The organism is Noviherbaspirillum sp., assembly GCF_035654295.1.
GTDB lineage: Bacteria > Pseudomonadota > Gammaproteobacteria > Burkholderiales > Burkholderiaceae_D > Noviherbaspirillum.
Genome location: NZ_DASRXF010000054.1, coordinates 14,769 through 28,411 on the forward strand (window position 1 = coordinate 14,769; position 13,643 = coordinate 28,411).

14 protein-coding genes and 1 pseudogene are annotated in these 13,643 nt (G+C 63.6%); 9 read left to right on the forward strand and 6 right to left on the reverse strand.

Features of this window, described 5'->3' with window-relative positions; all coding sequences use genetic code 11:
* Nucleotides 1–51: 51 nt before the first annotated feature.
* The 3 genes from VFF99_RS06340 to VFF99_RS06350 all read right to left on the reverse strand — a co-directional run bounded on the left by VFF99_RS06340 (nucleotide 52) and on the right by VFF99_RS06350 (nucleotide 3,166).
* Nucleotides 52–1,767: a GspE/PulE family protein gene (locus VFF99_RS06340; protein WP_325016078.1), complete on the reverse strand. Its 1,716-nt coding sequence runs from the start codon at nucleotides 1,765–1,767 to the stop codon at nucleotides 52–54.
* Nucleotides 1,768–1,873: 106 nt separating this feature from the next.
* Entirely contained in the window at nucleotides 1,874–2,683 is an 810-nt protein-coding gene (locus VFF99_RS06345; RefSeq protein WP_325016055.1) for a spermidine synthase, read from the reverse strand.
* A 9-nt stretch (nucleotides 2,684–2,692) separates the two neighbouring features.
* Nucleotides 2,693–3,166 carry a DNA-deoxyinosine glycosylase gene (locus VFF99_RS06350; protein ID WP_325016080.1) on the reverse strand — a complete coding sequence of 158 codons (474 nt, stop codon included), beginning with the start codon at nucleotides 3,164–3,166 and terminating at the stop codon, nucleotides 2,693–2,695.
* A gap of 103 nt (nucleotides 3,167–3,269) precedes the next feature.
* Between VFF99_RS06350 and VFF99_RS06355 the strand changes: the two genes are divergently transcribed.
* The 4 genes from VFF99_RS06355 to VFF99_RS06370 all read left to right on the forward strand — a co-directional run bounded on the left by VFF99_RS06355 (nucleotide 3,270) and on the right by VFF99_RS06370 (nucleotide 6,333).
* Nucleotides 3,270–4,019: an SDR family oxidoreductase gene (locus VFF99_RS06355; RefSeq protein ID WP_325016057.1), complete on the forward strand. Its 750-nt coding sequence runs from the start codon at nucleotides 3,270–3,272 to the stop codon at nucleotides 4,017–4,019.
* A complete protein-coding gene (locus VFF99_RS06360) occupies nucleotides 4,019–4,780 on the forward strand; it encodes an AraC family transcriptional regulator (RefSeq protein WP_325016059.1) in 762 nt (253 codons plus the stop codon). The genes VFF99_RS06355 and VFF99_RS06360 overlap by 1 nt, the downstream gene beginning before the upstream one ends.
* A gap of 64 nt (nucleotides 4,781–4,844) precedes the next feature.
* Nucleotides 4,845–5,288, forward strand: coding sequence for a DUF962 domain-containing protein (locus VFF99_RS06365; protein WP_325016061.1), 444 nt, complete (start codon nucleotides 4,845–4,847; stop codon nucleotides 5,286–5,288).
* Between the two features lie 7 nt (nucleotides 5,289–5,295).
* Nucleotides 5,296–6,333, forward strand: coding sequence for a 2-dehydropantoate 2-reductase (locus VFF99_RS06370; protein ID WP_325016063.1), 1,038 nt, complete (start codon nucleotides 5,296–5,298; stop codon nucleotides 6,331–6,333).
* On the opposite strand, the gene VFF99_RS06375 is transcribed toward VFF99_RS06370, so the two are convergent.
* Nucleotides 6,323–6,907 carry a TetR/AcrR family transcriptional regulator gene (locus VFF99_RS06375; protein WP_325016065.1) on the reverse strand — a complete coding sequence of 195 codons (585 nt, stop codon included), beginning with the start codon at nucleotides 6,905–6,907 and terminating at the stop codon, nucleotides 6,323–6,325. The two genes, VFF99_RS06370 and VFF99_RS06375, sit on opposite strands and share 11 nt — an antisense overlap.
* Before the next feature lie 145 nt (nucleotides 6,908–7,052).
* Here VFF99_RS06375 and VFF99_RS06380 point away from each other — a divergent pair, with 145 nt between their 5' ends.
* Genes VFF99_RS06380 through VFF99_RS06390 form a run of 3 tightly spaced genes read left to right on the forward strand, consistent with a single transcriptional unit; the run spans nucleotide 7,053 to nucleotide 8,733 of the window.
* A complete protein-coding gene (locus VFF99_RS06380; protein WP_325016067.1) occupies nucleotides 7,053–7,487 on the forward strand; it encodes a hotdog fold domain-containing protein in 435 nt (144 codons plus the stop codon).
* Between the two features lie 34 nt (nucleotides 7,488–7,521).
* Nucleotides 7,522–8,403: an alpha/beta fold hydrolase gene (locus tag VFF99_RS06385; protein WP_325016069.1), complete on the forward strand. Its 882-nt coding sequence runs from the start codon at nucleotides 7,522–7,524 to the stop codon at nucleotides 8,401–8,403.
* A gap of 12 nt (nucleotides 8,404–8,415) precedes the next feature.
* The gene (locus VFF99_RS06390; protein ID WP_325016070.1) at nucleotides 8,416–8,733 is read left to right on the forward strand and encodes a DUF1330 domain-containing protein; all 318 of its coding nucleotides are present in this window, start codon (nucleotides 8,416–8,418) and stop codon (nucleotides 8,731–8,733) included.
* A 205-nt stretch (nucleotides 8,734–8,938) separates the two neighbouring features.
* On the opposite strand, the gene htpG is transcribed toward VFF99_RS06390, so the two are convergent.
* Both htpG and VFF99_RS06400 read right to left on the reverse strand, forming a co-directional pair.
* Nucleotides 8,939–10,846 (reverse strand): molecular chaperone HtpG, encoded by a 1,908-nt coding sequence (gene htpG, locus VFF99_RS06395; protein ID WP_325016072.1) that lies wholly within the window; start codon nucleotides 10,844–10,846, stop codon nucleotides 8,939–8,941.
* Nucleotides 10,847–10,962: 116 nt separating this feature from the next.
* Nucleotides 10,963–12,435, reverse strand: coding sequence for a PLP-dependent aminotransferase family protein (locus VFF99_RS06400; RefSeq protein WP_325016074.1), 1,473 nt, complete (start codon nucleotides 12,433–12,435; stop codon nucleotides 10,963–10,965).
* 105 nt (nucleotides 12,436–12,540) lie between these two features.
* Between VFF99_RS06400 and VFF99_RS06405 the strand changes: the two genes are divergently transcribed.
* A complete protein-coding gene (locus VFF99_RS06405; RefSeq protein ID WP_325016076.1) occupies nucleotides 12,541–13,515 on the forward strand; it encodes a threonine dehydratase in 975 nt (324 codons plus the stop codon).
* Nucleotides 13,516–13,530: 15 nt separating this feature from the next.
* A pseudogene (locus VFF99_RS06410) lies at nucleotides 13,531–13,643 on the forward strand (LysE family translocator); the annotation flags it as partial.

A 13,643-nucleotide genomic window follows, 5' to 3' on the forward strand; every position in this document is an offset into this window, starting at 1 on the left:
ACTGAAATTATAGCGGGGCTTGCATCATGCCGTCAAGGATGTGTCGAATGCTCAAGTGAGTGCCGAGGTCACCTTCAGCACTTCGTCCACGGTGGTCGTGCCCTCGACGATCTTCAGCGCCCCCGCCACGCGCAGCGGTTTCATGCCGTCCCGGATGCTTTGCTCCTTCAGTGCGTGGATGTCGGTTTCATCCTGGATGAGGCGCGAGAAGGTCGAGGTAACCGTAAGCAATTCATAGAGGCCGGTTCGGCCGCGATAGCCGGTCTGGCGGCACTCGGGGCATCCGACCGGGCGGTACACGGTCGTCGGCTTGGGGATCTTCCATCCCTCCACCAGGCCGTCCCAGACCTCGTCGGAGATTTCGCCTTCGGGCTTCTTGCAGTCGGGACAGAGCGTGCGCACCAGGCGCTGGGCCATGATGCCGATCAGCGTGGCTTCGAGCAGGTAATAGGGAACGCCCAGCTCCAGCAGGCGCATCACCGCCGAAGGCGCGTCGTTGGTGTGCAGGGTGGAAAGCACGAGGTGGCCGGTGAGTGCGGCCTGGATCGCCATCTCGGCGGTTTCCAGGTCGCGGATCTCGCCGACCATGATGATGTCCGGGTCCTGACGCATCAGCGCGCGCACGCCATCGGCGAAGGACAGGTCGATGCCGTGCTGCACCTGCATCTGGTTGAACGAACCTTCCACCATTTCGATCGGGTCTTCCACCGTGCAGACGTTGACCTCCGGCGTGGCGAGCGCCTTGAGCGTCGTGTAGAGCGTGGTCGTCTTGCCGGAGCCGGTGGGGCCGGTGACGAGGATGATGCCGTGCGGGTGGGCCGTGAGGCTGTCCCAGCGCCTGGCGTCGTCGGGCGGGAAGCCAAGCTCGGGCAGGGTCTTGACCACCACCTCGGGGTCGAAGATACGCATGACCAGTTTTTCGCCGAAAGCGGTGGGCAGCGTCGACAGGCGCAGTTCGATTTCCTGGCCGCCGGCGGTGCGCGTCTTGATGCGGCCGTCCTGCGGGCGGCGCTTCTCGACCACGTCCATGCGCCCGAGCAGCTTGATGCGCGCCGTCATCGCGATCATGACCGCCGCCGGCACCTGGTAGACCTGGTGCAGGATGCCGTCGATGCGGAAGCGGATCGCCCCGAGGTCGCGCTTGGGTTCGAGGTGGATGTCCGAAGCGCGCTGCTCGAAGGCGTACTGCCACAGCCAGTCGACGATGTTGACGATGTGCTGGTCGTTGGCGTCGAGCGACTTGTTAGCCTTGCCCAGTTCCACCAGCTGCTCGAAGTTGTTGCGCAACGCGGTGTCGTGCTGGCCATGCTTGCTGGCGCCCTTGATGGATTTGGCCAGCGTGAAGAACTGCGCGGTGTACTGCGCGATGTCGAGCGGGTTGGACACCACGATCTTCACGTTGCGGCGCGTGATCTTGGCGATCTCGGCTTCCCATTCCATCGAGAACGGTTCGGCGGTCGCGACCACGACTTCGGTCGGCGTCAGTTCCACCGGCAGGATATTGAAGCGCGCCGCGTAGGTGGCGGACATGACGTCGGCCACGCGGGTGAAGTCGATCTTGAGCGGGTCGATGCGGAAGAAGGGCACCCTGGCCTTGCCGGCCAGCCATTCGGTGAGCACATCCAGCGTCAGCAGCTTGTGCGGCGGCGCGGTCGAGGTCAGCTTGATCTGCGCGATGGCAGTCAGCGGATGCATGCTTGCCGTCGCATTGCGCAGCAGTCCCTGCGCCTCGTTGTAGCGCGTCTTGACTTCCGCCTTGTCGATCATGCCGTCCGCGAGCAGCCAGCTGAAGAGCTGGTGGAGGTCGAGCGCCTTGTGGGCTGGTTTCTGTGCTGCGGTTTGTTCGACTCGGGCGTTCAAGATGTCGTGCTCCTCAGGGGGTGGCTGTCCGCCAGGCCTTGATGCCGTTGACCCAGGCCTTGGCGGGTAGCTTGGTGGCGGTGGCGATCTCGGCCGCGCGGGCGTACAGCGCTTCGTAGTCGAGCTCGGGGCGGGTGTTGAAGCCCACTGCGACGACGTTGCCTTCCTCGCAGGGCGGCAGGCAGATCACTTCGGCGAAGGCGTACTTGAGCGCCTTGAAGTTTTTCGCGTAGCTGGGATGTTCGCCGAACAGGTTGACGGTCATGATGCCGTCCGGCTTCAGGCAGGCGGCGCAGGCTTCGTAGAATTCCGGCGTGTCCAGCACCGGGCCTTGCACCAGCGCGTCGTACAGGTCGGCCTGCAGCGCATCGAACTTGCCGTGGTTGTTGGCGTCAGTGACGAAATCCATGGCGTCCATCTCGAGCACGGACAGCCGGTCGTCGTCCGGCGGCAGGCGGAACATGGAATGGCAGACATCGATCACCGACGGGTTCAGTTCGACTGCGGTGACATTCGCCTTCGGAAACTGGCGGTAGCAGAATTTGGTCAGCGCGGCCGTGCCCAGTCCGAGCTGGACGAGGTGCTCCGGTTCCTTGTTGAACAGCATCCACGCCATCATGTGCTGCGTGTACTCAAGTTCGATTGCGAAGGGCTTGCGCACGCGCATCGCGCCCTGGATCCATTCATTGCCGAAATGGAGGAAGACGACGCCGCTCTCCTCCGACAAGGTAATGGGCGCGAATTTCGGCTTTTTGCGCGGTTTCTTGCCCGGGCCTGCCTTGGTATTGGCCTGGGCTTCCATGGAATTGCGTTTGATCAGCATGCTGCCATTCTACAGAATGATGCTCCGCCATTGCGCCAGTTTTTCCTCGAAGGATAGTTGCGCGTTGGCCGGCGACGAGGAGGGCAGGACGAGGGTGCGGAAGCCGCCGGCGGCGAACAGCGGCGCGTAGCGGCCGGATGTCTTGCCGTTGAAGCAAACCTTGTCCAGTTGTGGACATTGGTGTTTCAGCATCGCGAATTCGTTCGACTGCGCCCGGCGGATCGCGGCGTCCAGGCTTCCTTCCCGTTCGCAGGCGGCGATCACGTCCCACAGGCCGACGCGGTGGGTGAGCAGGCGCTGCAGGCGCCGTTCGTAGGGCAGGGCGGCGAGTTCGTCGTGCAGTACGGCCGACAGCAGCCGCCAGAACTGGTTGCGCGGATGGGCGTAGTACTGTTGCGCTGCCAGCGAGGCCGCGCCGGGAAAGCTGCCGAGGATGAGGATGCGGGTATCGCGGTCGACGACCGGGGCCAAGCCGGTCAGCAGGGACAGTGTGGGAGCAGGCATCGCTTCATTGTAGACGCTGCCCGCTGCGAAATTGCTAATATGGTTGCCGTTGCATTTCCACGGCCTCGGGGGAGATTGTCAGATGGGTAAAAAAGTCATGCTGGTCACGGGCGGCAGCCGCGGCATCGGTGCGGCGACCGCACGCCTGGCGGCGGCGCGGGGGTACGCGGTCGCCATCAACTATCTCCGTAACCGCGCCGCGGCGGACGAGCTGGTGGAGGAGATCCGCGCACAAGGCGGCGAAGCACTGGCGGTACAGGCGGATGTGGCGGTCGAGGCGGATATCGTTCGCATGTTCGCGGAAGTGGATCGGGCGCTGGGGCCGCTGCAGGCGCTGGTCAACAATGCCGGGATACTTGAGCGGCAGGCGCGGGTGGACGAACTCGATGCCGCCCGGCTGGCGCGCATCCTCGCGACCAATGTGACCGGCAGCTTCATCTGCGCACGGGAAGCGGTGCGGCGCATGTCTACCCGGCGCGGCGGTTCCGGCGGCGCCATCGTCAACCTGTCGTCGATTGCCGCGCGGCTGGGCGCGCCGGGGGAATACGTCGACTATGCCGCGTCCAAGGGCGCCGTCGACACGCTGACCGTCGGCCTGGCGAAGGAGGTGGCCGAAGAAGGTATCCGCGTCAATGGTGTGCGTCCGGGCGTCATCTATACCGAAATCCATGCCAGCGGCGGCGAGCCGGGGCGGGTCGAGCGCGTGAAGGATGCGGTGCCGATGAAGCGCGGCGGGCAGGCGGAGGAAGTGGCGCAGGCGGTCCTCTGGCTGCTGTCCGATGAAGCATCGTATGTGACGGGGACCATCGTCGACGTCACGGGCGGGCGCTGATGGCAGGCTCGGCCCACCTGTTCCTGTGGCACGGCCGCGCCTTCATCGTCGGGCCGGGCATCGATTCCACGCCGCATGCCCATTACGCGGCCCAGATTACGCTCGGCCTCGACCGGCCGTTCCGCGTGCGGCTCGGCGCCGGCGCGCCGTGGTTGGAAACGCAGGCCGCGGTCTTTGCTCCTAACCAGCACCATCAGCTCGATTGCGGCGGCAGCATGCTTGCGCATCTCTTCGTCGAACTGCCGCAGCGCCAGCAAACGGTGGCCACCGAAGTACATGCGGCTTTCCCGGCCCTTGCCGACTTCGCTCCCGTGCGGGCGGCGATCGACGCCGCGCGACATGGCGGGCTGGATCTGGACACCGCGGAGAATGCAGTGCAGCAATGGCTTTGCTGCGCGCTGCCGGCGGCCTTGTCGCCGTACGGCTACGATCCGCGCATCAACAAGGCACTGGAATGGATCGCCACAAATCCCGGCGTCGCCCCGACCGGCGCCTTGCTCGCCGCTACCGTGCATCTATCGGAAAGCCGTTTCACGCATCTGTTCCGTCAGCAGACCGGGCTGTCGCTGTCGCGCTACCTGCTGTGGCTGCGGCTGTTCGAGGGCGTGGCGGCGGTTGCACGCGGTGACAACATGACCAGCGCCGCCCACCGCGCCGGCTTCGCCGACCTGGCCCACATGAGCCGCACCTTCCGCAGCACCTTCGGGGTCGTGCCGTCCGAGCTGCACAAGATGACGATTGCGTTCAAGCAGAAAGCCTGACGAGCGCCTAAGATGCATCCATAGAGCGGACATTTGCAGCCGCCGATTCCTATAGGAGACCATCATGGAAGGTGTTGCACAGCGACAAATCCACACATTGCTCGCGAAATATTCCGAGAGCCACCTGAACCACACCAACGAAATCATCCATTTCGTCTGCATCCCGCTGATCGTCTTTTCCTTCCTCGGCATGCTATGGGCGGCGCATCCGCTGGCAGCCCTGGTGGTGACGGTCGTGAGCCTCGTCTATTACGTCAGGCTGTCCGTGCCGTTCGCCTTCGGCATGCTGCTGATGTCGGGTGTGATGCTATGGATACTGTCCATCCTGCCGCAGGCATGGATGCTGGAAATCTCGCTCGGCATCTTCGTCGTCGCCTGGATCGGCCAGTTCATCGGCCACAAGATCGAGGGCAAGAAGCCGTCCTTCTTCGAAGACCTGCGCTTCCTGCTGATCGGCCCCTTGTTCGTCCTCAGCTTCCTCTACCGCCGCTTCCATATCGCCTACTGAACGGCGCATGAAGATCGTCGTGTTCGGCGCCGGTTCGATCGGCGTCTACGTCGGTTGCTCGCTGCTTGCCGCGGGCGCCGACGTGCTGCTGCTCGGGCGTGCCCGCATGGGCGAGCGCATCGCCCGGCATGGCGTCGTGCTGACCGACCTGCATGGCAGGCGCATGGCATTTGACGGCCCGCGCATCCCCTATACCGAAGACCCCGGCCGGCTGGCCGAGGCCGACCTGATCCTCGTGACCGTCAAGAGCGCGGATACGGGCACGGCGGCCGATGCGATCCATGCCTATGCGAAACCTTCTAGGCTGGTACTGAGCCTGCAGAACGGCGTCGGCAACGTCGCGACCCTGCGCGCGCGTCTGAAGGACATGCGGGTGACGGGCGGCATGGTGCCGTTCAACGTGGTGCAGATGGAGGAGGGCCGCTTCCATCGCGGGACGGAAGGCGAGTTGATGGTGGAGGCGGTACCGGAGATCGGGCGCTGGCAATCCCTCTTTGAAACCGCGCGCCTGCCGCTCGTCATGCGTGAGGATTTCGCCTGCGTGCAGTGGGGCAAGCTCCTGCTGAACCTGAACAATCCGGTCAATGCGCTGTCCGGACTGCCCCTGAAGGCGGAGCTGTCGCAGCGCGCCTACCGTCGCTGCCTTGCGCTGCTGATGGAGGAAGCGCTCGCGGCACTGAAGGCAGCGGGCATCGAGCCGGCGAAGGTGGCGCGCGTCTCGCCCGCGATGCTGCCGCGCATCCTCAGGCTGCCGGATTGGCTGTTCAAGCGACTGGCCGGCGCCATGCTGCGCATCGATCCAGAAGCGCGTTCTTCCATGTGGGAAGACCTGCAGGCGGGACGGCGCACGGAAATCGATTACCTGAACGGCGCTGTCGTCGCGCTGGCACGCGCCTCGGGACGGACGGCGCCCGCCAACGAACGCATCGTCGAACTCATCCGTCGCGCCGAAGCCGGCGCCCGCAAGGACCTCGACGGCGGGGTGATGTACCACTTACTCAGTACGTCGGCCGCCGGGAATGTGGTTACGGGCGCTAAGGCCTGACCGAGTTCCACGCCGCTTCCGCGAAGATCTCCCGGTAACCCTTGATATCGGTCTTTGCCCGGCCGGACAGCCAAAGGCGCGCGTAATCGTGCGCCGGCCCGGTGATCAGCGAGGCATACAGTTCCGGCGGGATCTTCTTCAGCGCGCCGCGCTCGACATGCGGCTGGAACCACGCCAGCACCTCCGTGTAGTGCTTGCGGGTGCGTTCCTTCAATTCGTCCGCCTTGCCGCCCTTGGCAAGCACGCTGCGGTTGTACAGCACGAAGCGCGCCTTTTCCGGATTCGCCGACACCCAGTCGATATAGGCGTAAGTAATCGCTTTCACGCCTTCCTCGGCCGTGCGGGCCTTGGCCAGCAGTGACTGCTGGTATTCATGGTGCTCGGCCAGCGCCTCGATATACAGCGAGGCGGCGATCGCTTCCTTGCTGCCGAAGTGGTGGTACATGCTCCCGACGCTCGCCTGCGAGCGCTCCCGGATCATGTCGACGGTCGTGGCTTCGATTCCGCTTTCCGTAAAGCACGCGAGGGCGGCGTCGAGAATTTCCTGCTTTCTGTTTTTCCTGATCGTGGTCATGGCATCCCAGTCGTTTGACTAGAATTTTATTCTAGAATAGTATTCTAGTGAAGCTGGCATTCGGTCAGCCCACTTGCCTGCCGCACCATACCAAGGGTGCAGGCGGCGGTAAACAACAATCGAAGACAGCACAAAGGAGAAGGCAATGAACCAGTACCTCGGGATGTACAAGCAGATGGGCAATGAGGCATTCAGCAAGGCGGTGACCCAGTTCGCGCCGTATTTTTCGACGATCGAACCGACGTTCACCGAGCTGCGCCAGGGCTATGCCGAGGTGAAGTTCGCCAATCGCCGCGAGGTGCACAACCACCTCGGCACCGTGCACGCGATCGCACTGTGCAACGCCGCCGAGCTGGCCGCCGGTACCATGACCACCGTCTCCATTCCGGAAGGCCGTCAGTGGATCCCGGTCGGCATGACCGTGCAATACCTTGCCAAGGCCAGGACCGACATGCGCGTGGTGGCCGATGGCGCGTCGGTCAACTGGGAGCAGACCGGCGATGTCCAGGTACCCGTCGACGCCTTCGATACCGAGGGCAAGAAGGTCTTCACCGCCACCATCACGATGAACCTCAAGTAAGACGTCCTCAAGCAGCAATGCAAAGGAGTGGATGATGGAATCGATCACTATCCGTGCCGACGATGGTTTCGAACTGGCCGCGAGGCGCTTTTCGCCGCCCGGCAAGCCGCGCGGCGTTGTCGTGCTGTCGAGCGCGATGGGCGTGAAGCAGGACTTCTATTTTTCCTTCGCGGAATTTCTCGCCCAGGCCGGCTACGCGGCGCTGACCTTCGACTACCGCGGGGCAGGTGCATCCGTGCCCGAGCGCTACAAGCGCTCCCTGCGCGGCTTCAAGGCCGACCTGTTCACCTGGGCCGAGCGCGATTACAACTCGGCGCTGCGGGCTGCCAAGGACTGGCATCCGGATGTGCCGCTGCTGGTGATCGGCCATTCGCTCGGCGGCCAGCTGCCCGGCCTGCTGCCGGACCGGGACCTGATCGATGGCATCATCACCGTCGCCTCCGGTAGCGGCTACTGGCGCAGGAATGCGCCGCAGCTGCGCCGCGTCGTCTGGTTCATGTGGTATTTCGCGGTGCCGCTGTACACGCGCCTGTTCGGCTACTTTCCCGGCAAGAAGGTGAAGATGGTCGGCGACCTGCCCAAGGGCGTGATCTACCAGTGGGCGCAATGGTGCAAGAGCCCGCACTACGTGGTGGATCGCAAGGGCAAGCCGATCTTCGACGGCTACGAGAAGATTCGCGCGCCCATCCTGGCCATGAGCTTCACCGACGACGAAATGATGAGCCGCTGGAGCATCGACAGCATGCACGACAAGTACCGCAACGCGCCCGTCGAGCGCCGCTACATCGCCCCGCAGGATGTGCAGGCGAAGCGCGTCGGTCACTTCGGCTTCTTCCGTCCCGAGTTCCGGCAGACGCTGTGGCAGCAGGCGCTGGAGTGGATGGAGCAGCATGTGCAGCGCCGGGGCATGGCGTAAGCGGAGCCGGCGATGAAGTATTACTCCGTTGCGGAAGTCGATGTCACCGAGCGGTCCTGGGTCGGGGAGTATGTGAAGAACGTCACGCCGCTGGTGGAACGCTTCGGCGGCCGCTACCTGGCGCGCACGCCGCATGCCGAGAAATTCGAAGGCAGCAGGAAGCTGCCGCAGCTCTTTCTCATCATCGAATGGCCGTCGAAGGAAGCGGCGCGGGAGTTCTACGAGAGCGAGGAGTATCGACCGTATCGCGAGGCGCGCATGGCGGGGTCCGTTGGGGATTTCGCGCTGGTGGCGGGGGAGGATGTGAATCGGGTGGCGCGGATGGATTGAGGGTGGGTGGTGAGTTTCGCTGGGCTCTACCCACCCTACGGTTCTTTATGTGCTGGTGGGTTTCGCTGCGCTCTACCCACCCTACCGTCCTTTATGTGCTGCGGTGCGTTTCGCTGGGCTCTACCGAACCTACCGTCCTTAATAAAGAATCGTAGGGTGGGTAGAGCGCAGCGAAACCCACCATGCGCACCGCCCACCCTAACCCTTACTTCACCGCCAGCAGCATCTCGTTCACCCGCTTCACGAAGCCCGCCGGATCCGCAATCGTGCCGCCTTCCGCCAGCGCGGCCTGGTCGAACAGGATGTGCGACCAGTCGCCGAACTTCGCTTCTTCATATTTCAGGCGCTGCACCAGCGCATGGTTCGGGTTGATCTCGAGAATGGGTTTGCTCTCGGGCGCGTTCTGGCCCGCCGCCTTCAGCATGCGGATCAGGTTGCCCGACAGTTCGTGCTCGTCGGCGACGAGGCAGGCCGGCGAATCGGTCAGGCGGAAGGTGACGCGCACGTCCTTGGCCTTGTCGGCCAGCGCGGTCTTCATCTTCTCGACCAGGTCCTTGTATTCGCTCTCGGTCTTCTCGTGCTCCTTCTTCTCGGCTTCGTCTTCCAGTTTGCCGAGGTCGAGGTCGCCCTTGGCCACCGAGACCAGCTCCTTGCCTTCGACTTCATGCAGGAAGGACAGCATCCACTCGTCCACTCGGTCGGTCAGCAGCAGGACTTCGACGCCTTTCTTGCGGAAGATTTCCAGGTGCGGGCTGTTCTTTGCGGCGGCATAGTTGTCGGCCGTGACGTAATAGATCTTGTCCTGGCCTTCCTTCATGCGCCCGATGTAGTCGTCGAAGGAGACGTTCTGCGCGTCGCTGTCATTGTGCGTGGAGGCGAAGCGCAGCAGCTTGGCGATGCGCTCCTTGTTGGCGTGGTCCTCGCCGACGCCTTCCTTGAGCACCTGGCCGAATTCCTTCCAGAAGGTCGCGTACTTGTCCTTCTGTTCCTGGTCGTCGCTGTTGGCCATCTCTTCCAGCAGTCCCAGCACGCGCTTGGTCGAGCCTTCGCGGATCACCTTCACGTCGCGCGATTCCTGCAGGATTTCGCGCGATACGTTCAGCGGCAGGTCGGAAGAATCGATCACGCCTTTCACGAAGCGCAGGTAGATCGGCATCAACTGCTCGGCATCGTCCATGATGAACACGCGCTTCACGTAAAGCTTGATGCCGCCGCGCTTGTTGCGGTCCCACAGGTCGAAGGGCGCGCGCTTGGGGATGTAGAGCAGCTGGACATACTCGCTGCGGCCCTCGACGCGGTTGTGCGTGTGCGCCAGCGGTTCCTCGAAATCGTGCGACACATGCTTGTAGAACTCGGTGTACTGCTCCGGCGTGATGTCGCTCTTGCTGCGCGTCCATAGCGCGCTCGCCTGGTTGACGGTCTCGAACTCGTCCTTGACGACGGTGTCCTTCTTTTCCTCATCCCACTCTTCCTTCTGCATCAGGATGGGCAGGGAGATGTGGTCGGAATACTTGCGGATGATGGACTTCAGCTTCCACACCGACAGCAGTTCGTCCTCGCCTTCGCGCAGGTGCAGCGTGATGTCGGTGCCGCGCGCGGGCTTGTCGATTGCCTCGACGGTGAAGTCGCCTTCACCCGCCGATTCCCAGCGCACGCCCTCGGAGGCTCCAAGGCCGGCGCGGCGGGTCTCGACCGTGATGCGGTCGGCGACGATGAAACCGGAGTAGAAGCCGACGCCGAACTGGCCGATCAGCGCGGCATCCTTTTGCTGGTCGCCCGAAAGGCGGGAAAAGAATTCCTTGGTGCCCGACTTGGCGATGGTGCCGAGGTGCTCGATGGCTTCCTCGCGGCTCATGCCGATGCCGTTGTCGGAGATGGTGACGGTGCGGGCATCCTTGTCGAACGTGACCTTGATCTTCAGGTCGGGGTCGTTCTCGAACAGCGCGGCATTGTTGATTGCCTCGAAGCGCAGCTTGTCGGCGGCGTCGGACGCGTTGGAGATCAGTTCACGGAGGAAGATTTCCTTGTTGGAGTACAAGGAGTGAATCATCAATTGCAGAAGCTGTTTGACTTCCGCCTGAAAACCCAGGGTTTGCTTTTCGGCTACGACCATTTTTACCTCTAGAGTCTAATGAAGGGTTGCGATGGCAGGTCAGCCGGACGGTGATGTCCGGATGACAACTCCAGAGATATGGGGTCGTCCGGGAGGATTTCAAGCCCGCGGCGGTTTCAACGCGAACCGTTGCCGATTTCCTTTTCCAGGAAGCGCAGCAGGCCGGTCTCTCCGGCGATGGCGACGTTCATTCGCATGCGGGTGGACGGCAGCTGGCTGGGCGAAAACAGGCTGCCCGGCGCCAGCAGGTAGCCTTCCTGGACCGCCTTTTCGGCCAGGACATTGGTGTCCGTCCCGGCATCCGCCCACACGAACATGCCGGCCGGCGTGGTGATATCCGCCTTCAGCCCGACCCGCTCCAGCTGCTTGACGGTCTTGTCGCGCACCGCATCCAGCTTCACGCGCAGCCGGTCCACGTGCTTGCGGTAGTGGCCTTCGGACAGGATCTTGTAGACCGTGCGCTCGCCGATGTCGGAGGTGGTCAGCGTGGTCAGCATCTTGCGGTCGGCCAGGCGCTGCGCCATGTCGGGCGAGGTGGCGATGAAGCCCACGCGCAGGTTGGCGGCCAGGGTCTTGGAAAAGCCGCCGAGGTAGATCACACGGTTGAGCTGGTCCAGCGAGGCGATGCGCGTCGCCGGCTGCACGCTGCTGCCCGGATGCAGGTCGCAGTAGATGTCATCCTCGACGATGGTGATGTTGTGCTGCTCCGCGATCTTCAGGATCTGGAAGGCCTTCGCCGCCGACAGGGAAGTGGAGGTGGGGTTGTGCAGCACCGAATTGACCACATACAGCTTCGGCTTGTGCACCGCCGCCAGTTCCGCCAGCTTGCCGATGTCCGGTCCATCGGGCAGGCGCGGGATGCCGACCACCTTGGCGCCCAGCGTGGCGAAAGAGCCGAACATCAGGAACCACGCCGGGTCATCGACGAAGATGGTGTCGCCGGGTTGTGTGAAATGGCGGGCGACGAGATCCAGCCCCTGCGTGATGCCCGAGGTGGTGACGAACTGTTCCGGCGCCGCGGCGATCTCCAGTTCGGCCAGCTTGAGCTGCAACTGCTGGCGCAGCGGCAGGAAGCCTTGCGGATTGCCGTACTGGAGCAGCAGGTTCTGGTTCTGGCGGCTGATGGCGCGCAGCGCGTTGGCGACCAGTTCCCCGTCCAGCCAGTCAGCCGGCAACAGCCCCGAGCCCGGCATTTTCTCCTGCGGGTGCTGGCGGAACATATTGCGCACCAGCCAGACCACGTCGAGGTGCTGTGGCGCCGCATCGACGGCGCGCGGCGCGGCGGTGGCGATCATCGGCGCGCGCTCCCGCACATAGAACCCGGAGCCGCGCCGCGACTCGAGATAGCCCTTGGCGACCAGGCGGTCGTAAGCCTCCACCACGGTGAAACGCGACACGCCGTAAGTCTCCGCATACTGCCGGATCGACGGCATGCGCGCGCCGTTGCGCAACAGCTTGTCGTCGATGCGCGCCTCGATGGAGCGCACGATCTGGTCCACCAGCGACTCGCCGGCTTCGCGCGACAACACCTGCGGCACCGCAACGCTCAGTTCGGCGGTGACTTTACGGAGATGGGCTGTATTGGTCATTTTGCCGTGACAGTGGTTTAAATTATTTGAGGAAGTGTACTGGTACTGTACTGGTTTTGTCGATTAGGATAGTTCAACACCAAAACAACTGCAACCAGGATTGCCATGCTGCCGAACAAAACCGAACTGGAGACCGCCGCGCAAATCGTTTACCGTGCGATGCCGCCGACGCCGCAATACAGCTGGCCGCTGCTCAACGAAGCGCTCGGCTTCGAGGCCTGGGTGAAGCACGAAAACCATACGCCGACCGGCGCCTTCAAGGTGCGCGGCGGGCTGGTGTACATCCACGAACTCGCAAAGCGGGCGCCGCAGGTGCGCGGTGTGGTCTCCGCCACGCGCGGCAACCACGGCCAGTCGGTCGGCTTCGCGGTGCGCCGGCACGGCTTGCAGGCGACCATTGTCGTCCCGCACGGCAACAGCAAGGAAAAGAATGCGGCGATGCGTGCATTGGGCGTGAACCTCGTCGAGCACGGCAAGGAATTCCAGGAAAGCCGCGAGCACGCGGCGCATCTGGCCGAGACGCAGCGGTTGCACATGATCCCGTCCTACCACCGTGACCTCGTCGGCGGTGTCGCAAGCTACTGGATGGAACTGCTGTCGGCACAGCCCGACCTCGATGCGATCCTGGTCCCGATCGGGCAGGGCTCGGGCATCTGCGGCGCCATCGCCGCCCGCCATGCGCTCGGCCTGTCGACGCGCATCATCGGCGTGGTGTCCGCCCATGCGCTCGCCTACAAGCTCTCCTTCGAGCAGGGACGCAAGGTGGAGTCGCCGGTCACTGCCGTCATCGCCGACGGCATGGCTTGCCGCGTGCCCGATGACGCATCGCTCGACATCATCATGAAGTACGCGGATGAGATCGTCGCCGTCACCGATGGGGAGGTGGAAGAAGCCATGCGCCTCTATTACATCGCCACGCATAACGTGGCCGAAGGCGCGGGTGCCGCGCCGCTGGCCGCCGCCTTGCAACTGAAGGAACGCCTGCGCGGCTGGAAGATCGGCCTGCCCCTGTGCGGCGGCAATGTCGATCACGACCAGTTCGCGCGCATCCTCGGCCAGTCCCGCAGCGGCTCCTGTTGAACGTAGAGAGAGATCATGGAAACCCTGCTCCCCCTTGCGACATTCGCCTTCGTCTCGTCGATCACGCCCGGCCCGAACAACATCATGCTGACCTCGTCGGGCATCCTGTTCGGCTTCGTCCGTTCCAT

What these genes read in the sequence shown, in the direction of transcription:
- VFF99_RS06370 (WP_325016063.1), top strand. Translation starts at nt 5,296, where the DNA reads ATGAAGATCGTCGTGTTCGGCGCCGGTTCGATCGGCGTCTACGTCGGT.
- VFF99_RS06340 (WP_325016078.1), bottom strand. Translation starts at nt 1,767, where the DNA reads ATGATCGACAAGGCGGAAGTCAAGACGCGCTACAACGAGGCGCAGGGA.
- VFF99_RS06360 (WP_325016059.1), top strand. Translation starts at nt 4,019, where the DNA reads ATGGCAGGCTCGGCCCACCTGTTCCTGTGGCACGGCCGCGCCTTCATC.
- VFF99_RS06400 (WP_325016074.1), bottom strand. Translation starts at nt 12,435, where the DNA reads ATGACCAATACAGCCCATCTCCGTAAAGTCACCGCCGAACTGAGCGTT.
- VFF99_RS06405 (WP_325016076.1), top strand. Translation starts at nt 12,541, where the DNA reads ATGCTGCCGAACAAAACCGAACTGGAGACCGCCGCGCAAATCGTTTAC.
- VFF99_RS06375 (WP_325016065.1), bottom strand. Translation starts at nt 6,907, where the DNA reads ATGACCACGATCAGGAAAAACAGAAAGCAGGAAATTCTCGACGCCGCC.
- VFF99_RS06380 (WP_325016067.1), top strand. Translation starts at nt 7,053, where the DNA reads ATGAACCAGTACCTCGGGATGTACAAGCAGATGGGCAATGAGGCATTC.
- VFF99_RS06345 (WP_325016055.1), bottom strand. Translation starts at nt 2,683, where the DNA reads ATGCTGATCAAACGCAATTCCATGGAAGCCCAGGCCAATACCAAGGCA.
- VFF99_RS06385 (WP_325016069.1), top strand. Translation starts at nt 7,522, where the DNA reads ATGGAATCGATCACTATCCGTGCCGACGATGGTTTCGAACTGGCCGCG.
- htpG (WP_325016072.1), bottom strand. Translation starts at nt 10,846, where the DNA reads ATGGTCGTAGCCGAAAAGCAAACCCTGGGTTTTCAGGCGGAAGTCAAA.
- VFF99_RS06365 (WP_325016061.1), top strand. Translation starts at nt 4,845, where the DNA reads ATGGAAGGTGTTGCACAGCGACAAATCCACACATTGCTCGCGAAATAT.
- VFF99_RS06390 (WP_325016070.1), top strand. Translation starts at nt 8,416, where the DNA reads ATGAAGTATTACTCCGTTGCGGAAGTCGATGTCACCGAGCGGTCCTGG.
- VFF99_RS06355 (WP_325016057.1), top strand. Translation starts at nt 3,270, where the DNA reads ATGGGTAAAAAAGTCATGCTGGTCACGGGCGGCAGCCGCGGCATCGGT.